Annotated in this window: 14 protein-coding genes; 6 read left to right on the forward strand and 8 right to left on the reverse strand. The window is 73.5% G+C overall.

Going from position 1 to position 20,309, the window contains the following annotated elements; all coding sequences use genetic code 11:
- Positions 1 to 299: 299 nt before the first annotated feature.
- Both ACFYYT_RS32860 and ACFYYT_RS32865 read right to left on the reverse strand, forming a co-directional pair.
- Entirely contained in the window at positions 300 to 1,352 is a 1,053-nt protein-coding gene (locus ACFYYT_RS32860) for a phosphatase PAP2 family protein (RefSeq protein WP_351825934.1), read from the reverse strand.
- 240 nt (positions 1,353 to 1,592) lie between these two features.
- The gene (locus ACFYYT_RS32865; protein WP_388610278.1) at positions 1,593 to 2,735 is read right to left on the reverse strand and encodes a hypothetical protein; all 1,143 of its coding nucleotides are present in this window, start codon (positions 2,733 to 2,735) and stop codon (positions 1,593 to 1,595) included.
- 287 nt (positions 2,736 to 3,022) lie between these two features.
- Here ACFYYT_RS32865 and ACFYYT_RS32870 point away from each other — a divergent pair, with 287 nt between their 5' ends.
- Together ACFYYT_RS32870 and ACFYYT_RS32875 are read left to right on the forward strand one after the other, a co-directional pair.
- A complete protein-coding gene (locus ACFYYT_RS32870) occupies positions 3,023 to 4,735 on the forward strand; it encodes an MFS transporter (RefSeq protein ID WP_351825932.1) in 1,713 nt (570 codons plus the stop codon).
- 166 nt (positions 4,736 to 4,901) lie between these two features.
- Positions 4,902 to 6,086 carry an acyl-CoA dehydrogenase family protein gene (locus ACFYYT_RS32875; RefSeq protein ID WP_351825931.1) on the forward strand — a complete coding sequence of 395 codons (1,185 nt, stop codon included), beginning with the start codon at positions 4,902 to 4,904 and terminating at the stop codon, positions 6,084 to 6,086.
- Between the two features lie 36 nt (positions 6,087 to 6,122).
- Here ACFYYT_RS32875 and ACFYYT_RS32880 read toward each other — a convergent pair whose 3' ends face one another.
- Positions 6,123 to 6,581: a cell division protein SepF gene (locus ACFYYT_RS32880; protein ID WP_351825930.1), complete on the reverse strand. Its 459-nt coding sequence runs from the start codon at positions 6,579 to 6,581 to the stop codon at positions 6,123 to 6,125.
- 287 nt (positions 6,582 to 6,868) lie between these two features.
- Between ACFYYT_RS32880 and ACFYYT_RS32885 the strand changes: the two genes are divergently transcribed.
- The 4 genes from ACFYYT_RS32885 to ACFYYT_RS32900 all read left to right on the forward strand — a co-directional run bounded on the left by ACFYYT_RS32885 (position 6,869) and on the right by ACFYYT_RS32900 (position 10,766).
- Positions 6,869 to 8,206: a DUF5685 family protein gene (locus ACFYYT_RS32885; RefSeq protein WP_351825929.1), complete on the forward strand. Its 1,338-nt coding sequence runs from the start codon at positions 6,869 to 6,871 to the stop codon at positions 8,204 to 8,206.
- Positions 8,207 to 8,292: 86 nt separating this feature from the next.
- Positions 8,293 to 9,102: a DUF1684 domain-containing protein gene (locus ACFYYT_RS32890; RefSeq protein ID WP_351825928.1), complete on the forward strand. Its 810-nt coding sequence runs from the start codon at positions 8,293 to 8,295 to the stop codon at positions 9,100 to 9,102.
- 161 nt (positions 9,103 to 9,263) lie between these two features.
- Entirely contained in the window at positions 9,264 to 10,148 is an 885-nt protein-coding gene (locus tag ACFYYT_RS32895) for a S1 family peptidase (protein WP_351825927.1), read from the forward strand.
- 138 nt (positions 10,149 to 10,286) lie between these two features.
- The gene (locus ACFYYT_RS32900) at positions 10,287 to 10,766 is read left to right on the forward strand and encodes a hypothetical protein (RefSeq protein ID WP_351825926.1); all 480 of its coding nucleotides are present in this window, start codon (positions 10,287 to 10,289) and stop codon (positions 10,764 to 10,766) included.
- 27 nt (positions 10,767 to 10,793) lie between these two features.
- On the opposite strand, the gene ACFYYT_RS32905 is transcribed toward ACFYYT_RS32900, so the two are convergent.
- The 5 genes from ACFYYT_RS32905 to ACFYYT_RS32925 all read right to left on the reverse strand — a co-directional run bounded on the left by ACFYYT_RS32905 (position 10,794) and on the right by ACFYYT_RS32925 (position 20,302).
- Complete coding sequence (locus tag ACFYYT_RS32905) at positions 10,794 to 11,690, reverse strand: DUF4231 domain-containing protein (RefSeq protein ID WP_351825925.1); 897 nt, start codon at positions 11,688 to 11,690, stop codon at positions 10,794 to 10,796.
- A gap of 85 nt (positions 11,691 to 11,775) precedes the next feature.
- Positions 11,776 to 15,750: an FxSxx-COOH system tetratricopeptide repeat protein gene (gene fxsT / locus ACFYYT_RS32910; RefSeq protein WP_351825924.1), complete on the reverse strand. Its 3,975-nt coding sequence runs from the start codon at positions 15,748 to 15,750 to the stop codon at positions 11,776 to 11,778.
- Entirely contained in the window at positions 15,734 to 17,137 is a 1,404-nt protein-coding gene (locus ACFYYT_RS32915; protein WP_351825937.1) for a TIR-like protein FxsC, read from the reverse strand. Before ACFYYT_RS32915 ends, fxsT begins: the two co-directional genes overlap by 17 nt.
- A 43-nt stretch (positions 17,138 to 17,180) precedes the next feature.
- Positions 17,181 to 17,996 carry an AAC(3) family N-acetyltransferase gene (locus tag ACFYYT_RS32920; protein WP_351825936.1) on the reverse strand — a complete coding sequence of 272 codons (816 nt, stop codon included), beginning with the start codon at positions 17,994 to 17,996 and terminating at the stop codon, positions 17,181 to 17,183.
- Positions 17,997 to 18,049: 53 nt separating this feature from the next.
- A complete protein-coding gene (locus ACFYYT_RS32925; RefSeq protein ID WP_351825923.1) occupies positions 18,050 to 20,302 on the reverse strand; it encodes a radical SAM/SPASM protein FxsBH, inactivated beta-hydroxylase extension form in 2,253 nt (750 codons plus the stop codon).
- Between the last annotated feature and the right edge of the window lie 7 nt (positions 20,303 to 20,309).

The following is a 20,309-nucleotide window of genomic DNA, read 5'->3' on the forward strand; positions in this document are numbered from 1 at the left end:
GGGTGGATGCGTATTGGGGCGGGGTGTTCCCGGAGGGGCGGCGGGGGAATGCGGCGGGGGAATTCGGGGCGGTCTTCGGGGCGGTCTTCGGTGGAATGCGGACAGTCGTCGGACGAATGCCCCGGGAGGGGCCGGCTGTCGACAACCCGTGACACAAGCGTGACCCGGTACGGAGGAACCTCCGGGCCCCGGGCTGACGGACCGTGCATATGAACGGCGACGGCGGGCCGGTTCTGGGAACCGGCCCGCCGTCGGGGTGCGGGGTGGGGGCGTGCGTACCGGCCCCGCGGAGGCGGGGGTCAGCCGCCGGTGGCCGGGCGGGCCGAGGCCCCCCGGGTGGCGGCCCGCTCGGTGTGCGCCGGGCGGCGGCTGCCGGCCGGGGTGACGGGGGTGCGCTCGGAGCGGATGACGTGCTGGCGGGCCGTCGGGTGCGTGGCGGAGCGCAGCGCCGGGGCGTGCCCGGCGGCTGCCCCGGGCTGCGCCGGTACGGGCTCCCGCTCGGCGTCGGCGGTGCGCTCCAGCTGCCACTTCCCGCCGGCGGACAGCAGCGGGGTGAGCGCGGCGGCGACCGGCTCGGAGACCCGGCCCTCCTCCAGACGGCGGCGCCACAGCTCGCGCAGCTCGAAGACGTAGGCCTCGGCGCGGGCGATCAGCGGCTCGAACCAGGGCAGCGCCAGCATGATCAGCAGTCCGGCGAGCCAGCCGAGCAGGACGTCGCTCACCCAGTGGGTGCCGAGGTAGACGGTGGTCGCGCCGACGCTCAGCGAGACGACGGCGGAGAAGACGGACAGCACCCGGCGGGTGACCGAGGTGGAGGCCAGGTAGGCCAGGATCCCCCAGGTCACGACGGCGTTGGCGGTGTGGCCGGAAGGGAATATATCACCGCCCGCGAAGAGCTCGGCGGAGCCGATCTGGGTGGCGTAGTGCGGGCCGAGCCGGCCCAGGCCGAGCTTCACGGAGCCGACCGTGATGTTCAGCAGCAGCAGCGCCACGCCGAGGGTGATCAGCGGCCGCAGCGTGTGCTGGCGCCAGGAGCGCCAGCCGAGCCAGGCCGCGACCATCACCGCGGTGGGTCCGCGCTGGCCCAGGACGACGAGGTAGTCGAGGAAGGCGTGCAGCTGCGGCCACTGCTCGTAGGGCCGGAAGAACATGATCTGCCAGTCCAGCCGGACGAGCCAGGACGTCGTCAGTACGGCCACGACGATCGCGAGGTAGCACGCGAGCAACGAGGCGAGGAGCACGACGCGGTGCCGGCTCATCTGCGGTGTCTGCAGATGAGCCGGTCGCTCTGGTTCCCTGTCCAGCCGGGCGAACACCGGCTCCAGACGGGTCAGCAATTGGTCGGTACGCACTCAATCGACGTTACCGCGCGGCGAAGCGCGGCCCGGTCGAATCGCGGGCTTTGTGATGACCATGTGATGTGGAGTGCGTCTCACACAGAACTTAATTGCCGCTATTTCGACGTCTGTTGGAACTCCGTCGATTCAACTCCGGGAGTGCTGCCCCCGCAATTATCCGCATGCTTACGGTGAACTTATTGCCGCAGGTCAATTCCTTTGCACAATCATGGATTGGAATGATCCGTTCCGTGATCACGGAGGTCCGGAGCCGTTCAGCCAGAACGCCCCGTACACCGCCGAGGCCAGGGCGAGCGCCCCCAGCAGCGCCGCCGCCCGGCGCGGGCGCCACCGGGCCAGCGCCACCGCCGCCGGCAGCAGCAGCGGGAACGCGGGCAGCAGCAGCCGGGGCTTGGAGCCGAAGTAGCCCGAGGCGCACAGGGCGAGGGCCACCACGACGCCGCCGTACACCAGCAGCGCGGCGGGCTGCCGCCGCCGTACGCACAGCAGGTACGCCCACAGCACCAGCAGCACCCCGGCGATCAGGGCGGCCCCGGCGAGGACGGCGGGGAAGGAGGACAGCTTCGCCCCGACGAAGCGGGCGAACGCCCAGCCCCCGTCGAAGCCGTTGCCCCAGCCCGCCTGCACGTCCAGGTACCCCAGCAGGCCGCCGCCGGTCCGCGCCCCGACCCACAGCACGTACGCCGCCGCGCCCAGCGGCGCCAGCAGCAGACCGGCCGCGATCCGCCACGACCGCTCGCCGCGCCGCCACGCCAGTGCCCCGGCCACCCACACCGCCGCGACCACCGCCGCTCCGACCGGGCGGGTCAGCCCCGCGCCGGCCGCGAGCAGGCCCGCGGTGAGCCAGCGCCCGCGCAGGACCGCGTACAGGGACCAGGCGGCCAGCGCGGTGAACAGCGACTCGCTGTACGCCATCGACTGGACGATCCCGACGGGCAGCGCCGCCCACAGCGCCGCCGCGAGCACGCCGGCCCGGCGCCCGTACAGCAGGTCCGCGACGGCGAAGATCCCCCAGGCGGCGGCCGTCCCCGCCACCGCCGAGACCACCAGCCCCGCCGCGCCGTAGGAGAGCCCGGTGGGCGCGGCCACCACCCGCTCCAGCCACGGCAGCAGCGGGAAGAACGCCAGGCTGGAATGGACGGCCCCGCCCGGCAGGACCACCTCGTACCCGTACCCCCCGGCGGCCACCCGGGCGTACCAGAGAGAGTCCCAGCGGGCCGACAGCAGCGTGTACGGGCTGCTGCCCGCCACGGCGCTCCACCCCGCGAGCACGGCCAGCCCGAGCAGCCGCACCGCCGCGAAGGCGGCGAGCGCGGGCGCGGCCCGGCGCGGTCCGGGCTCCTTCACGGGTACTTCCTCCGCGGGCGCAGTTCTCACGCAGACGAGTATCGACGGCGCGCGGACGGGCTCCGGCACCAGAACCACGGGCCGTGACCCGGCGTGTACGGGGAAGTGAGGACGCGGCGGGTCGAGTGGCGCACACCACAGGGCGGGCGGCGCCGGCGTGAGAGCTTGACCACGTGTCGGACACACGAACTCGCGTACGCTGACCCTTCACTCGTGTGTCGATGCCGGACCCCGTTGGACGCCGCAGAGCGCACCACCCGCGGCGCCGCGAAGACGCTGGTCCGCCGAGTGCGAGGGATCACCTGGGAGGTACATGCATGTCGGGCACGCACATGACCGGCGACAGGAATCCTTCCCTCAGGCAGCGGATCGGCGCGGCCTCCGGCGGGGCCAACCGCTGGCTCGTCCTGGCCGTCCTCTGCGTCAGCCTGGTGCTCGTCGCGCTGGACGCGACCATCCTCCACGTGGCCGTCCCCTCCGTGGCCGCGGACCTGCGCCCCGGTGCGGTGGAACTCCTGTGGATCGTCGACGCCTACCCGCTGGTCTGCGCGGCCCTGCTGATCCTCTTCGGCACCCTCGGTGACCGCGTGGGCCGCCGGCGGGTCCTGCTCCTCGGCTACGGGCTCTTCGGCGTGGCCTCCGCCATCGCCGCCCTCGCCCAGGACGCCCAGGTCCTCATCGCCGCGCGCGCCCTGCTCGGCGTCGGCGGGGCGATGATCATGCCCGCCACCCTGTCGATCCTGCGCCAGGTCTTCCCCGACCGGCGGGAGCGGGCCCTGGCGATCGGCATCTGGACCGCCGTCGCCGCGATCGGCGCGGCCGGCGGGCCGGTGCTCGGCGGCTTCCTCGTCCAGCACTACTGGTGGGGCTCCGTCTTCCTCATCAACATTCCGCTGATGGCGCTGATCCTGCCGCTGGGCCGCTGGCTGCTGCCCGAGTCGAAGGGCTCCTGCGACGGGCCCTGGGACGTGACCGGCGCGCTGATGGCCGCCGCCGGCGTGCTCGGCGCGGTGCTCGGCGTCAAGCGGCTCGGCGCGGAGCGCGACCTCACCGACGCGGCGGCGCTGGTGCCGCTGCTGCTCGGCGTGGCGCTGGTGGTCCTCTTCGTGCGCCGCCAGAAGCGGCGCGAGCACCCGCTGATCGACATGCGGATGTTCTCCCGCGCCGCCTTCTCCACCTCCGTCGGCTGCATCGTGCTCGCGATGCTGGCGCTGGTCGGGCTGGAGCTGATCGCCGTCCAGTACCTCCAGCTGGTGCTGCGCCTGAGTCCGCTGGAGACGGGCCTGCGGCTGCTCCCGCTGACCTTCGCCGCGATGGCCGCCGGAGCCACCGGCTCCTACACCCTCCAGCGGATCGGCCCGCGCACGATGGTCTCGCTGGGCTTCGTCCTGACGGCCGGGGCCGTGCTGCTGCTGACGCTGATGGGGCAGCAGGACCGGCCGGCGCTGCTGACCACCGGGTTCGTCCTGCTCGGCTTCGGCCTCCAGACCACCCTGTTCGCCGCCTACGAGTCCATGCTCAGCGAGGCCCCGGCGGACACCGCCGGGGGCGCGGCCTCCATAGGCGAGACCTCGTACCAGCTCGGCGCGGGCATGGGCATCGCCCTGCTCGGCAGTGTGATGAACGCCGCTTACGCGCCCGGCCTCGCGCACGTTCCCGGAGTCCCGGCCGAGGACGCGCGCGACGCCGCGCACTCGCTCGGCGAGGCCTACCAGATCGCCGCCCGGCTCGGCGGCGCGGCGGGGGACTCCCTGCACGCCGCCGCCCGGCACGCCTTCGTGCACGGGCTGCACGTGACCCTGTTGGTCAGCGCCGGCCTGCTGTTCGCGGGCGCCCTGATGGCGCTGAAGCTGCCGCGCACGATGGACACCGCCGAGCCGGCCTGCCGCGACACCGGCGCGGCCGTATGCCTTCCCGCGCAGCCCAAGGACGCGCCGGGCGGGCCGGCCGCCGGGGCGCGGATCCCCGCGCCGGGCACCCCCGGGCGCGACCGCGCCGTCGGCGGGCGGCCGGGCCGCCGCTCCGCCTGAGGGGGCGCCCGCACCCGGCGCACCCGGCTCGGTTCGGCCCGGCCCCGCTCGCCGGTGCGCGGCCGGGCGCGGGGCCGGGCCGGAAACCCGGGGTGGACCCGGGGCCGGGCCGACGACAAACTTGCACCGCTAGGTTCCGTCCCACGTGCCTGCCGGGAGGCCCCTCTTGTCCGCGTCGAAGACCCCCTTCGTGCCCACCGATCCGCTCGGGCTCGACGAACTGCTGAGCCCCGAGGACCTCGCCGTCCGCGACACCGTCCGCTCCTGGGCCGCCGACCGGGTCATGCCGCACATCGCCCGGTGGTACGAGGACGGCGAGCTCCCCGGCATCCGCGACCTGGCCCGCGAACTCGGCTCCATCGGCGCGCTCGGCATGTCCCTGACCGGCTACGGCTGCGCGGGCGCGAGCGCCGTCCAGTACGGGCTGGCCTGCCTGGAGCTGGAGGCCGCCGACTCCGGGATCCGCTCGCTGGTCTCCGTACAGGGTTCGCTGGCGATGTACGCGATCTGGAAGTACGGCTCCGAGGAGCAGAAGGAGCGCTGGCTGCCCGGCATGGCGGCCGGCGAGCTGATCGGCTGCTTCGGACTGACCGAGCCCGACGTGGGCTCCGACCCGGCCGCCATGCGCACCCATGCCAAGCGCGACGGCACCGACTGGGTGCTCAGCGGCCGCAAGATGTGGATCACCAACGGTTCGGTGGCGGCCGTCGCGGTCGTCTGGGCGCAGACGGACGAGGGGATCCGCGGCTTCGTCGTCCCCACCGGCACGGCGGGCTTCTCCGCGCCGGAGATCAAGCACAAGTGGTCGCTGCGCGCCTCGGTGACGAGCGAACTGGTCCTGGACGGCGTACGGCTGCCCGCGGACGCGGTGCTGCCGGGCGTCACCGGTCTCAAGGGGCCGCTGGGCTGCCTCAGCCACGCGCGGTACGGGATCATCTGGGGGTCCATGGGCGCGGCGCGCGCCAGCTTCGAGTCGGCGCTCGACTACGCGCGGACGCGGGAGCAGTTCGGCAAGCCCATCGGCGGCTTCCAGCTGACCCAGGCCAAGCTCGCGGACATGGCCCTGGAGCTCCACAAGGGCATCCTGCTCGCGCACCACCTGGGCCGGCGGATGGACGCGGGCACCCTGCGGCCGGAGCAGATCAGCTTCGGCAAGCTCAACAACGTCCGCGAGGCCATCGACATCTGCCGTACCGCGCGGACGGTCCTCGGTGCCAACGGGATCTCCCTGGAATACCCCGTCATGCGGCACGCCACCAACCTCGAATCGGTCCTCACCTACGAGGGGACCGTCGAGATGCACCAGCTGGTCCTGGGCAAGGCGCTCACCGGGCTCGACGCCTTCCGGTGAGGGTTCACCGGCCCCTGCGGGGAGGGGCCCCCGGGCTCAGCTCTGGTTGAAGAAGTCGCGGGCGCGGCCGCCCGCCTCGCCGGTGACGATCTGGGTGTCGGCCGGGGTCAGGAGGAAGACCCTGGTCGCCACCCGCTCGATCGAGCCGCGCAGGCCGAAGGTCAGGCCGGCCGCGAAGTCGACCACGCGCTTGGCGTCGCCCGGTTCCATCGAGGAGAGGTTCACGATCACCGGGACGCCCTCGCGGAACAGCTCGCCGATGCCGCGCGCGTCGCGGAAGCCGTCGGGGGTCACGGTCGCGATCCGCCGGCCCTGCTCGACCGCGGACTCCGAGGCCACCTTGACGCGCGGGTCGGTGACCCACTGGTCGCCCGGGCCCGAGACCGACCCCTGCTGGCGCTCCACCGCCTCCGCGTAGTCGTCGTCGTAGTAGCGCTCGTCGTCGCTGTCCTCTACGAGACCCAACCACGCACTCGCCTTGCGTACCGAACCCATGGACGCCTCCTTTCACCGTGGCCAGTCTGTCTTCTTCTCCGCTGCCCCTATCGTCGTCCATGATGCTGACAACGCGCCAAGTGGATAGCCGCCGCGCAGGGGTTTCGTGACGGGACTGGTGCAGAACATCCGTTGCACGGCTAAGGTTTCCGGCGCACTACCGCTGCTGACTGAGTGAAAATACGACCACTGCCGCCGACCGGGTGAGCCGCTGGGACGTACGGGTGAACGGCCGGGCTCGCTACGATGCCCCCGAAACACGCGTATGACACACGGGGGAACCGAATTTGTTCGGCATTGTGAGACCTTGCACGCACCGGCTCGGGGAGCGGTTCAAGACGGAGTGGATGGCTCATCTGTGCGGTCTGTGCCTGGCACTTCGCGGTGACCACGGCCAGTTCGCCAGGGTCGTCACCAACTACGACGGGCTCCTGGTCTCCGTTCTGACGGAGGCTCAGTCCGGTCCGCTGCCCGGCGCGCGGCGCACCGCCGGACCCTGCCCGCTGCGCGGCATGCGCACCGCCCCGGTGGCCAACGGCGAGGGCGCGCGGCTGGCCGCCGCCGTGTCGCTGGTGCTGGCCTCGGCCAAGGTGCGCGACCACGTGGCCGACCGGGACGGGCTGTTGGCGCGGGCCCCGATCGCCGCCGCCGCGCGCCGGGTGGCCCGCGGCTGGGACCGGGCCGGCGCCCGTACCGGCGCGTCCCTCGGCTTCGACACGGCCGTGCTCGTCGACGCCGTGGACCGGCAGGGCGGCATCGAGAGCCTGGCGGGGCCCGGCACACCCGTCCTGGCCGTCACCGAGCCCACGGAGACCGCCACCGCGGCCGCCTTCGCCCATACCGCGGTCCTCGCGGGACGGCCAGGCAACGCGGCGCCCCTCGCCGAGGCGGGCCGCTACTTCGGGCGGCTCGCGCACCTGCTGGACGCCGTCGAGGACCGGGCCGCCGACGCCGCCTCGGGCGCCTGGAACCCGCTCACCGCCACCGGCACCTCCCTCGCGGAGGCCCGTCGGCTGTGCGACGACGCCCTGCGCGGGATCGGGCTGGCGCTGCGCGAGGCGGAGTTCGCCGACGCCGGGCTCGCGCACCGGCTGCTGGTGCACGAGCTGCGCACCTCGGTGGACCGCGCCTTCGGCACCGGAAGCTGCGGCCACGTCGGCGTGAACGCCGCCGGGCCGGGGTACGGGCCCGCGCCACAGGGCCCCGGCGGCCCGGGGGCGGCCCACCCGCAGGAGCCCCCGTACGGCGCGTACGGCGCCTACGGGACCGGCGGCCCGAACCCCTACGCCCCCGGCGGGGCCCCGCCGATGGGTCCGGGCGGCCCCGGCCGGGGCGGCGGCGGTGGTGGCGGCGGCTTCGGCTTCGGCGGGCCCCCGCCGCCCCCGCACAAGCCGCGCCGCGGCCTGCTGGCCGGCTGCGCGGTGGCCCTCGGGCTGTTCTGCACCTGCCAGCTGTGCTGCGCGGAGCACGACGGCCCCTGGTCGCGCCGCAAGCGGGACCCCTGGTGCGACGCGTGCCCCGACTGCAGCGGCTGCGACGGCTGCTGCGACTGCTGTAGCTGCTGCGGCGACGGCGGCTGCTGTGACGGGTGCGGCTGCGACGGCTGCGACTGCGGCTGTAGCTGAGCCCTCGTCAGCAGGCGCGGCCCGCACAGGTCCGGACGGGGTACCGGGGGGTTCCCGTCCGGTCGCGTGTGGAAGGGTTCAGCGGCATGAACGACGAACGGGAAGCCGCCGCCTGGCGGGAGTGGCACGAGCACCGGACGGCCACGGTCTCCGCCCCCTACGGACCGCTCGCGCTGACCGGTACCCACTGGCTCGCGGACTACCCGGAAGGTCGAATTCCGGCCGTTCCGGGGCGGTGGCGCGCCACCGCGTCGGGGGTCGTGCTGAGCGCCGCCGCCGGGGACGCCCTCGTACTCGACGGCCGTCCCCTCGCCGGGGAGGCCGTCCTGGCTCCCGACGCGGGCGCGCCCGCGGGCGCCCGGACCGGCTCGGGGGACCGGCGGTTCGTGGTCATCCGGCGTGAGGGGGAGTGGGCCGTGCGCGTCTTCGACCCCGGCTCCGCGGCCCGCGCCGCCTTCCGGGGGGTCGAGGCCACCCCGTACGACCCGGCGTACGCGCTGCCGGGACGCTTCCGGCCCTACGGCGAGCAGCGCACCGTCCAGGTGGAGAACGCCGACGGGCGCGAGCGGGGGCTCGGTCTCGGCGGTGAACTGAGCTTCTCCCGGGCGGGGGAGGCGCACACCCTCCAGGTGGCCGTGGACGAGGGCGACGGCAGTCTCTGGGCCGTCTTCGCCGATGCCACGGCGGGCCGTTCGAGCTACCGTTTCCGCTTCCTGCGGCCGGGGGTCCCGGCCGCGGACGGCGGCATCACGGTGGACCTCAACCGGGCGCTGCTGCCGCCCTGCGCGTTCGCCGACCACTTCGTGTGCCCCTTTCCGCCACCGGGGAACACGCTGCCCTTCGCAGTCGCCGCGGGGGAGCGACGGCTGAAAGGCGCCCTTGCCGCCGGTGACTGACCGACAGGACACTCCCGTCAGCGTCATCCGGCGGACTTGTCAGGGGCACGGCGAAAGGTTGCGGGGGAACCCGTCCGCCCGCCCGCCCCGCACCGCCGCTCACGGGCTCCGGCGCCCCCCACCCCTGCCGGGCCCCCGACCCCCTTCCGGGAGGACGTGAAGTGAGGAACAAGAAGACCAACCGGGTCCGGCTGCTCGCCGTGGCCGCCGGCCTGGCCGCCGTCGCCGGGATCGCCGCACCCACCGCCGCCAGTGCGGACGGCGGCGACGCCGGCTTCACCGCAGACCGCCTCGCCGCCGCCGGGGCCTCCGTCCTGCGCGCCGACGTCGCGGGCACGGCCTGGCAGACCGACCCCGCCACGGGCACCCTCGTGGTCACCGCCGACTCCACGGTCACCGCCGCCGACCTCGCCCGGATCCGCCGCGAGGCCGGGCCCGACGCGGGCGCCCTGCGCATCGAACGCACCCCCGGCAAGCTGCGCAAGCTGCTCTCCGGCGGCGACGCCATCTACGCCAGCAGCTGGCGCTGTTCGCTCGGCTTCAACGTCCGCAGCGGCAGCACCTACTACGTCCTGACCGCCGGACACTGCACCGACGGCGCGGGCACCTGGTGGACCAACTCCGCCCACACCAGCGTCGTCGGAACCACCACCGGATCCAGTTTCCCGACCAATGACTACGGCCTGATCAAGTACGCGAGCAACACCCCGGTCCCGCCCGGCACCGTCGGCAGCCAGGACATCACCAGCGCCGTCAACGCCACCAACGGCATGTCCGTCACCCGCCGGGGCTCCACCACCGGCATCCACGGCGGCACCGTCACCGGACTCAACGCCACCGTCAACTACGGCGGCGGCGACGTCGTCTACGGCATGATCAAGACCAACGTCTGCGCCGAACCCGGCGACAGCGGCGGCCCGCTCTACTCCGGCACCCGCGCCGTCGGCCTCACCTCCGGGGGCAGCGGCGACTGCTCCTCGGGCGGCACCACCTTCTTCCAGCCCGTCGTCGAAGCGCTGAACGCCTACGGGGTCAGCGTCTACTGACCCGCCCGGACCCCCGCTCCACGGGGTCCGCCCGGCCCGCCGCCCCCGCAGGCCCCCTGGACGTCCTCCCGCCTTCTGGGAGGATGTCCAGGCAACCGGGTCCACGGGGGAGGCGGTGTTCCGCATGCAGGTCGCCACATGAAGCGCATCGGAGTGACCGGGCACCGGTCGATCCCCGCCGAGGCGCTGGACCACGTCCGAGCCGGACTGCGGGCCGTACTGGACGGCCGCCAGGGCCCTCTGGAGGCCCTCTCCAGCCTCGCGGACGGAGCCGACCAGCTCTTCGCCGACATCGCCCTGGAATGCGGCGCCGACCTCACCGTCGTGATCCCCAGCGGGGACTACGAGGACACCTTCGAGGACCCCGGCGCGCTCGCCCGCTACCGGCGGCTGCGGCTGCGGGCCACCCAGGAGGTCCGGATGGCCTTCGCGCGCTCCACCGACGAGGCCTACTACGCGGCCGGCACCTACATCGCCGACTGCTGCGACCGGCTCGTCGCCGTCTGGGACGGCCTCCCCGCCCGCGGGCACGGCGGAACCGCCGAGATCGTCGCCTACGCCCGCGCCCTCGGCAAACCCGTCACCGTGCTGTGGCGCGAGGGCGTGACCCGCGACTGAGCCACGCCCACCCCGCCCCGCACCGGCTCAACTGCTGTGCCGGGCCAGCCAGTCCGTGTGCTGCGGGGACACGTACCGCTCCGTCTCGTACACCGCCGAGGGCCACTGGTCCTCGGTGATCGTCGTCTGCATCACCACCATCATCGCCGACAGGTCCTGCTCGATCAGGGTGTGCGCCTCGATCAGCGGATGGTGGCGCCGCACCTCGTTCCAGGCGATCGCCGCCGCCGCGGCCGCGCTCAGCAACCCCGCCGGAACCGGCCCCGTACCCTCGCCGAACGCCCCGACCAGCGCGCACAGCAGCGCCACGCAGGTCAGCAGCACGATCGTCCACGCCCACAGCGCCGTCGCCCGCCGCGAACCCTCCGTCTTGCGCTGGTACCAGTTGCGCTGCTCGATCAGCCGGTCCCGTACGTACGTCTCCCGGCGCACCGCGTACGGGTGCCCGCGCAGCCGCTGCATCGCCCCGGTGATCTCCGTCCCCTCCGGCACCAGGCCCTCGGCGCGGGGATCCCGCCAGCCCATCTTGCGCAGCTCGGCCAGGCCCTTCTCCAGCCGCGCCCCGTACGCCTCCCGCGCCCCGGCCACCTCGCTGCCGAACGGCGCCCCGTGCACGGCGTAGCGCCACGCCAGGGACTTGATGAACTCCGCCGCACTGCGGTTGAGCTGCCACTGCGGCCGGGCCCGGCGCCGGGTCGCCCGGACGCCCACGGCCAGCACGCCCGCGTACGCCAGCGCGCTGAGCGCCCCGAACACGTGCAGCGAGCCCACGGCGGGCCCGGACGGCAGGGCGGCCGCCCCCGCGGCGGCGACCAGCAGCAGCAGCTGGGCTCGCGTCGCCTGGGTGGACTCCCGCTGCCGGGAGATGGCCGCCCGGTCCGTGTGGTGGAAGAGGGCCGGCAGGTCCTCGTTGCGAAAGGTCATGCTGTCGTTCACAGCGCCCCCCTGATGTCGGGTGGCGGGCGGCGGGAACCCCGCGCACGCGGAGCTCCCGCAGCCCTCCGTCGGATCACACCGCGAGCGGCTCCAGGTCCCGGTGGACCCGCCGCTCGTCCCGGGCGTACCGGGTCAGACCGTGGTCCTCCCCGAGGAGGCGCGTCAGCTCCGCCACCGTCTCCGCCCGCACCCGCGCCGCCTCCTCCTTGCGGCCCAGCATGTCCAGGCTGACCGCCATGTTCGACGCGCTCGCCAGGGTCTCCGGGTGGTGCGCCCCCAGGGACTCGCGCAGCCGCGTCACCGCGGTCCGCTCCAGCTCCAGCGCACCCTCCGGATCACCCAGGTCGGCCCGGGCGTTGGCCAGGTTCAGCTGCGCGAACACGGTGTGCGGGTGGTTGTCGCCCAGCACCTCGCGCATGCTGCGGATCGTCTGGCGCAGCATCGGCTCCGCCGTCTCCGCGGCGCCCGTGCCCCAGTGGAAGACCGCCAGGTTGTTGACCGCGGCCAGGGTGTACGGGTGCTTCTCGCCCGGCACCTTGATGTACTCGTCCACCACCTCCTGCGCCAGGTCCCGGGCCGCGCCCGGATCGCCCGTCGCGAACAGGTCCGAGGCCAGGTTCAGCTCGCAGGCCAGCAGGTCCGGATTGACCGAGGTGTACTTGGCCCGGTACCGGTTGCGGGTCGCCGTCGTCAGCCGCAGCGCGTCCTCCAGCTCCCCGGCCCGGCGCAGCGAGACCGCCAGGTTCTTCGCCGCCGACAGCGTGCCCGGGAAGGCCCGGCCCAGCGTCGCCTTGTAGATCTCGTACGTCCGGCTCAGCAGCTGCACCGAATCGTCGTAACGGCCCACCTCGCGCAGGTCCCGGGCCAGGTTCTGCGCCGAGGACAGGGTGTACGGGTGGTCCGGTCCCAGCACCTCGGTGCGCCGGTCGAAGACCTCCTGGTCGATCTCCCGGGCCCGCGCGTACTGCCCGACCATGCGCAGGTTCAGCGCCAGGTTGTTCGCGGCCGCCAGGGTGCGCGGGTGCGCCTCGTGGAAGATCTGCCCGAAGCCCTCGTGCGCCGCCGTCGCCAGCTCCATCGCCTCCCCGTACCGGCCCAGCGCGCCCAGGTCCATCGCCAGGCCGCTGGTGGTCATGTACGTGTGCGGGTGCGAGGGGCCCAGCGCCGTGCTCTGCCGCTCCAGCGTGACCTCGTCCAGCTCCTTCGCCTCCACGAACCGGCCCTGCGAGCGCAGGATGTTGGAGAGGTGGAAGCGCAGGTACAGGTACTGCAGGTCGTCGTTGCCGAGGGTCTCCTTCCACGCCTCGCGCAGCTCCTCGCCCAGCGCGTACGCCGCCTTGAAGTCGCCGCGCTTCCACAGGTAGCGGACCCGGTCGATGAGCAGCCGGCGGGTCTCCGGCTCCTTGCAGAACCGGGCCTCCGACGGGCTCAGGTGGGGCCAGATCGTATTGAAACGGGGCCAGGTCGCGGGATTGTCTATCGGCTCGTCGTCATCGGGCCGGGCCCCCGCCAGGATCCGGTGCACCGCGTGCCGGGCCTCGCGCTGCTCCTCCTCCGTCAGCTGCGCCCGGATCACCGCCTGCACCAGCCGGTGCACCTGGATGCTGTTGCTGACCTGGTCCACCTTGGCCATCGCGAACCGGCCGATCTCCCGGATCACCCGGCCCAGCACCAGCTTCTCCTGGAGCGAGGAGTCGTACGGTTTGAGCGCGTCGATCATCTCCTTGCTGTAGAGCAGGTTCGCCGAGATCGGCTCCGGGGCGAAGAAGGCGCACAGCTGGAGCAGTCGCACCGCGGCGGGGGAGCGGGACTGCAGCCGCTCGATCGACACGTTCCAGGTGGCCGCCACCGGCTCCGGGTACCCGGGCGGCTGGTTCAGGCCCAGCACCCGCGCGGCCTGCTGGGCCAGCTGCTCCAGGTACGCGGACACGGGCGTGGCCGTCTCCGCGATCCAGGCGCCCGCCTGCTCGACCGCGAGCGGCAGGTCGCCCACCGCGACGGCCACCTGCTCGGCGTCCTCCTTGGTCAGCCCCGGGGCCCGGCGCTGGAGGTGCTCGATGGACTCCTCGCGCAGGAACACGTCCACCGGCAGCGCGTCCCCGTACTGCGACCAGGACTGGTTGCGCGAGGTGACCAGCACGTGTCCCGGGCCGCCCGGCGGGAAGAACCGCTTGAGCGTCTCGGGATCGTCGGCGTTGTCGAAGACCAGCAGCCAGCGCGCGGAGGGAACCCCGCGCCGCAGCAGGTCGATCGCCTCCTGGGACGCGGCCGACATGTCCTCGCCGGTCTGCGCGCCGAGGCGGACGGCCAGCTCGGCGAGGGCGGCGACCACGTCGTCGGTCTGCTCCGCGGATATCCACCACACCAGGTCGTAGTCGGCCATGAACCGGTGCACGTACTCCAGCGCCACCTGTGTCTTGCCGACTCCGCCCAGCCCGTACAGGGTCTGCGGCTGCGGCAGCACCACCGCCATGCCGCCGCCGAGCTGGTCGCGCATCCGCTCCAGGACGATGCTGCGCCCGGTGAAGCCGGGGTTGCGGGGCGGTGCGTTCCAGATCTTCGGGACCGTCCCCGGGAAGCGCGGGCCGGGCCCGGAGGCGCTCGCGGCGCTGTCCGGCAGGGCCATCGGGCGTTCCACGGCGCGCAGCAGGGCGGTGGTGGCGTGCACCTCGTCGAGGCGGAACAGGTCCACCGGGTTGCGGTCGATGTAGGGCGTGGCCAGGCGTACGTCGCCCACCCGCAGCGGCACCAGCTGGCGGCGGCCCCCTGTCGGGTCCTCGGCGGCGGCCCGGTTCCAGACGTCCACGGCCCGGGCCGACTTCAGGTAGGCGCTGGAGAGCAGCACGACGGTCCGGGCGGCGGTGTCGACGCTGATGCCCGTGCCCAGGGTGTCCCCGGCGCCGGCGCCGGGGGCGCGTTCGGCGGAGACGTCGCGGGGGACGACCCGGAAGCCGGCCCGGGTGAGGACCGATTCGATCCAGTCGGCCCACATCCGGTTCTCGGCGACGTAGGAGAGGAACAGGTCGGCGGGCAGGGCCGGGCGGCGCCGGGTGAAGGCGTCCCTGATCCGCAGCCGGACCTCCTCGCCGATGGCGGGCATGGAGGTGATCTCGCCCCCGGTGACCACGGTGGTGAGGCGTTCGAAGGCGGAGAGCAGGGAGTTGGTCAGTCCGGCCTCGTCGCCGAAGGTGGCCAGGGTCTCCTCGTAGGCGTAGTAGGGGCGGTAGGGGATCTCCACCGCGCCCCAGTAGGAGGTGAGTTCGTCCCCGGCCAGACCGCTGGGGAAGCGGTCGAACTTGATCCGGGCGAGGGCGCGGCCCGCGTCCGCCTTCTCCTTCTCGCCCTCGTCGATGCGCATCGGCACCGGGTAGATCTTGATGCCGCGGTCGTTGAACCGCTCGTCGATCTGCCGGGCGACGGAGGCGGCGCCGTCGATGGACTGGTCGGAGAGGGTGAAGCAGTCGACCAGGACGTCGGGGAGGTGGACGGTGCAGATGTCGGCGATGTCGGAGAGGCCGGTGCGGCTGTCGATCAGGACGTAGTCGTAGTTCCGCTTCATGTCGGCCCGCAGCGCGTCGAAGAAGAGGCCGCCGCCGAGCCGGTCGTAGAAGTTGTCCCAGTCGAAGGTGGACACGGTCGCCGAGTACTCGCGGTTCTGCCGGCCCGCCGAGACGAAATCGAGGGTGCCCCCGTCGGGGAACTCCCAGCCGAGGTTCTCCGGGGTGAGGGAGACGGCGTGCGGCTGGATCCGGGCGTAGTCCTTGTGCCAGTCGTCGGCGCGCTGCACGGGGCTGGTGGCCGCCCAGGCGTACTCGCTGATGAGGTCGATGACGCCGGTGGTGGCGCCGAGCGTGGAGGGGTCCAGGAAGGGGTGGAAGAAGCGGTGCAGGCCCGGGGCCTCCAGGTCCCAGTCCACGGCGAGGACCCGCTTGCCGTTGGCGGCGAGGATCCAGGCGGTGTTGGCCAGCGCCATCGTGCGGCCGGTCCCGCCCTTGTACGAATAGAAGGTGACGATGCGTCCGTCTCGATTGTCACGACTCGCTGTCATCCGCGTCCCCCCGGTCGGTGTCGGTGCTGTCGTCGTCCGTGCCGGACCCCGGGAACGGGGCGGGCGGCGGTACGCGCGGGCCGCCCATTCCCATCGGTCCCAGCAGCCGTGGTCGTTCGGTGTGGGTGTTCCCGGCAGGCAGGTACACCTGGGCGTGTCTGAGGAACTGCTGGGCGGCGGCCTCGACCACCTGCGGCAGGATCTGCCCGAGGGTCTCCATGTTGGCCACCCCGTTGGCGGCGGCCCGGCAGGCGGCGCGGCCCTGGCTCATCTTGACCGGCAGGGTCTCCTCCAGCAGCCGCGCCAGTTCGGCCTCTTTGGCCCGGCTCTGGTGGTCGTAGCGGTTCCACGGCACCACCACGTTGATCCACGGGCGGTGTTCCTGGTCGAATGCGGCCAGCCGCTGGCGGCGCTGCTCGTCCTGCACCGCCCAGCGGTCGACGATCAGGATCTCCGGCCGGGTGGGCGGCTGTTTGCTGTCGAAGTGGCCCGCCTCGTCGTCGAAGGAGGACATCGTGGTCAGGTAGTTGAGGTTCTTGACGAGGTCCTCGGCCACGTACGCCACGGGCCGTTGGGCGACCGGGTGGTACGGGTTCCACTCCAGGGCGCTCTCCCCGTAGTACTCGGGGCTGCGGCCCTCCGGCAGGTCGTGCCGGGAGGCGGCGGCGACGGTCACGTGCAGGGTCCGGGCGGGACCCGCGGCGGGGCCGCCCGGCTGCCGGCCGCCCGCGGGGCCGAAGGCGCTCGGCACCAGCCGGTAGTCGAGCGGGCGGACGGGATCGAGGCGCACCGTCTCGGCGACCTTGACGATCCGCCGGGCCAGCTCGTACACCGCCTGCTCGTACTGCTCGGCGTACCCGCGGAGTTTGATCAGCCCGTACAGTCCGTCGGTGACGTAGCGCTCCCCGAAGGTGGTGTGGTTGAACTGCAACCGCTCCGCCGGCCCCGGGAGTTGTGCGGGCGGCACCGGGACCCACAGGGCGGGGACGATGGCCTCGGCCCGCTGGTCGCCCTCGCGGACCGCGCCGTGCTGGATGGCCCGCTGTGCGAAGGCGAACCACTCCTTGCCGCACATCTCGCTGGCGAAGTAGCGCGGCGAGAACAGGGGGACGAAGACGCGGCAGGTGGCCAGCGCCGCTCCGAGCCGCTCCGACCAGCCCTCGCCGCTGCGTATCTCCCGGTCCATGAAGCCCGCCTCGGATCCGGCGGGCAGGTCCGTCAGCGCCATGATGTGGTTGCAGAGGTCCCGGAACAGGCGTTCCACCCACATGTCGGGATCGGGTCCTCCCGGCCCGAACCTCGGTGTATGCGCATAGCTGAGAAAAAAGTACGGCTGCACTGATGCGGGCACACGACCCCCGTCCCGAAGATGCGAGCGAAGAAACATCATTCCGGAGCTGCTTCGCCACATCCCCTCATCGTTCAGTCAATCAGCGTCTGTTTTCGGTCATCCAGCCAAGAGCGTGGTCGACGGCGTCCGGAATCGAGAAGAGCACGGCGGACACGCCTCCCACCCGTCCCCGGCGCAGCCGGGATTCGGGGAATGTCCTGCCGATCTCCGCGAAATCCCCGTCGTTCAGCCTGACGTCCTCGTACGAGGTCCAGACCCCCTCTTGCCCTCCCCCTCGCGGACCCCCCGGCAGGTTCACCTTCACCACACAGTCGTACATGCGCAAGGGGGGCTTCGGAATTCGATACTCCGCGAGATGGAAGGCGGTACAGACCGAAAATCCCACATTGATCATGAGTACCTGTCCCCCCTCCCAGCACATCTTTCCCAGCGGGGAGTCCTCGCCCAGATGGCATTCCATCCGGTGTTCCGCGCACAGCCGGTGGGCGTCCGCCCCGATCGCCGCGAAAGAGGTCTGCGGGTGCGCGCTGCGGGCCGCCCCCGGGGTCCTGCGGACCGTCTCCGCCAGGACGCCCATGTCCTGGCTCGGCGTGCGCGCGGGGTCGAAGGCCGGCATGCGGGCGCGGAACTCCTCGACCCCCCGCTCGTCCAGGCCCGCGATCCGGGCCAGGTGCGAGGTGGAGGTCAGGGAGTTCGCCGTGGTGAACGCCGGGACCACCAGCGTGCCCCGGGGGCCCAGCACCCCCCGCAGGGCGTCGCGCAACGTCTCGGCGCGCAGACCGGTCCCGCCGAGGGCGCTGTGCACCAGCAGCCGCTGGCGCGGGCGCACGCCGAGCAGGCGCAGCTGCACCGCCAGCGCGAGGGCACCGGCGGGCCGGTCCGGTAACGGCCGCACGCGCGGGGGCGGCGCCGGGCCGTCGGGACCGGGGGCGGCCGGGGGAGGGGCGCTCACGCGTACGCCGCCTTCAGTTCCCAGCGCAGCTCCTCCACCAGCCGCTTGCCGGTCACCGTCAGCTCGGCCGCCTCCGACAGCCGGTCCAGGGCGCGGTGGATGAGGTCCGCCCCGTCGGGCTCGTGCGGGGCCGTGGCCCGCCGGTACGCCTCCACCGCGACCCGCTCGTGCACATCGGCCAGCAGCCGCGACACCGGGACCGGGCGGGTGCGCCACGGCGAGGGGTGCTGCCAGGCCCCGTCCAGGGCGTACAGGTCGGCCACCTCGGTCAGCGCCCGCAGCCGCGCCCGCCGCCGCCCGGTCAGCAGGGCCAGCGCGGTCTCCCGTACCCCGGCGGCGTACGGCACGCCGAGCGCCCCGGGAGCGTGCCGCCCGGCCTCGCCCCAGCCCCCGGCCCGCGGACCGCCGGCCAGCGGGGTCAGGGTGCTCAGCCCGGCGGCGGCCGCCCGCGCGAACACCGGCACCGTGCGGTGCAGCAGCGCCCACGCCGCGTCCAGCCGGCCGCGCCACTCCTCGGCCTCCCCGGCGCCGAGCCGCAGCCGGGGTGGGCGGGCGAAGCAGTTGCGGTACGGGTCCAGGTCCTCCAGCGCCACCGGGTCCGCGTCCGGCCCGGGCGACCAGCTCCGTACGGGCAGCCAGCGCGCGTCCCCCGCGGCCGGGCCGAAGCGGTGCTCGGCGCGCCCGTCCCGCACGGCGTACCCCTCGCCGGTGTGGCGCAGCACGGCCCGGCCCTGCGTACCGGGCTCCCCGAGCCGCAGCAGCCCCAGCGTCGGGAGGTACACCTCGCCGTCCCGGTAGGCCACCTCGGCCGGCAGCTCAAGCCCGCCCCGCAGCACCGCGGCGGCCGTCAGCGCGGCCAGCCTGCGCGCGGCGCCGGGCCGGTCCGCCCGCCCCTCCCGCAGGGCCTCCAGGGCCTCCAGTACCCAGGTCCGGGTGAACGGGTGGTCCAGTACCCGGTCCAGCGCGTCCGCGCCCGCCTCCCCGGCCCCCTCCACCGCGGCCAGCAGCTCCCAGGACCGCGCCCAGCCGGGGTCCCCCGCGAGATCGGTGTGCAGCCGGGCCAGCAGGACCCGGGTCAGCTCCTCGTGGGAGCGGGCGAGCGCGTCCGGGTCGGCCAGTTCGGGGGCGGTCTGCCGGGCGGCGGTGCGGCCCTCCGCCCCGTCGACCAGCTCGCGCAGGTCGGAGCAGTACACGGAGGGGTTGTCGAAGCCGTTGTGCGCGGCGTACCGGTGGGCGTAGAGCCCGCCCCCGCACGAACGTACGACAGGGCACCGCCGGCACGTACCGCTGACGCCTTCCAGGCCGAGCTGCCGGGCCCGTACCCCGGGATGGGCCGCGACGAGGTCGAAGGGGTGGTCGAAGACGTTGAAGCCGGTGGCGGCGGCCCCCTCGAAGGTGGTCTTGAGGGAGTCGACCTGCTCCAGCGTCCCGTCGGTCTCGACGACCACGAGGTCGGTCGGCGCGAGCCCCAGGGACTCCGTCAGGCTGGGCCCGCCGCGCAGGGTGGACTCCAGGGACTCGAAGAGCCGTACGGGGACCGGCCGCCCCAGCCGCTCCCAGTGGTCGAAGATCCGCAGCAGCCAGCGGGCGTAGGCGTCGGGGGCGCCGTCGGGCCGCGCGGGCGGGGTCTGCCAGGTCGCGTGGGGGAGCAGGAAGTCCACCCGCGGGGGCTCCAGTTCGACCAGCGCGTCCAGGACGGCGACGGGGTCGTTGGCCACGTCCACGGTGCACAGCAGGCCCAGGTAGAGGTGGCGGTAGGGCGCCGAGCGGAGCAGGGCCACGGCGGCGAGCACCAGGGGGTGGCTCGTACGGCCGTCCGCGAAGCGGCGGTGGCGGTCGTTGGCCGCGCGGTCCCCGTCGAGGGAGATCCCCACCCGGACGCCGTACTCGGCGAAGAGGTCGAGGTAACGGCGGCTGAGCTGGAGGCCGTTGGTGTGGATCCGCAGGTCGAGATCGGCGGTGCCGGCGAGCGCGCGGGTGAACTCCTCGCACACGAGCCGTAGTCGGGCGGTGCCCGCCAACAGGGGTTCCCCTCCGTGGAGGATCACCGTGACGGAGGGGAGTGCATGGTCACGGGCATGTTCGGCGAGCCGCGACGCGGTCTGGGAAACGACCCCGGGGGAGATCACTTTCGGCCGGGCTCGCCAGCTCTGATCTGCGTGTTCGTAGACGTAGCAATGATCACAAGCGAGATCGCATCTGCTGTGAACCTTCAGGACGATCTCGCGGAATGCGATCAGGCCGGTCATTCCACCA

It is taken from the genome of Streptomyces sp. NPDC002032 (genome assembly GCF_042890765.1).
Taxonomy (GTDB): domain Bacteria; phylum Actinomycetota; class Actinomycetes; order Streptomycetales; family Streptomycetaceae; genus Streptomyces.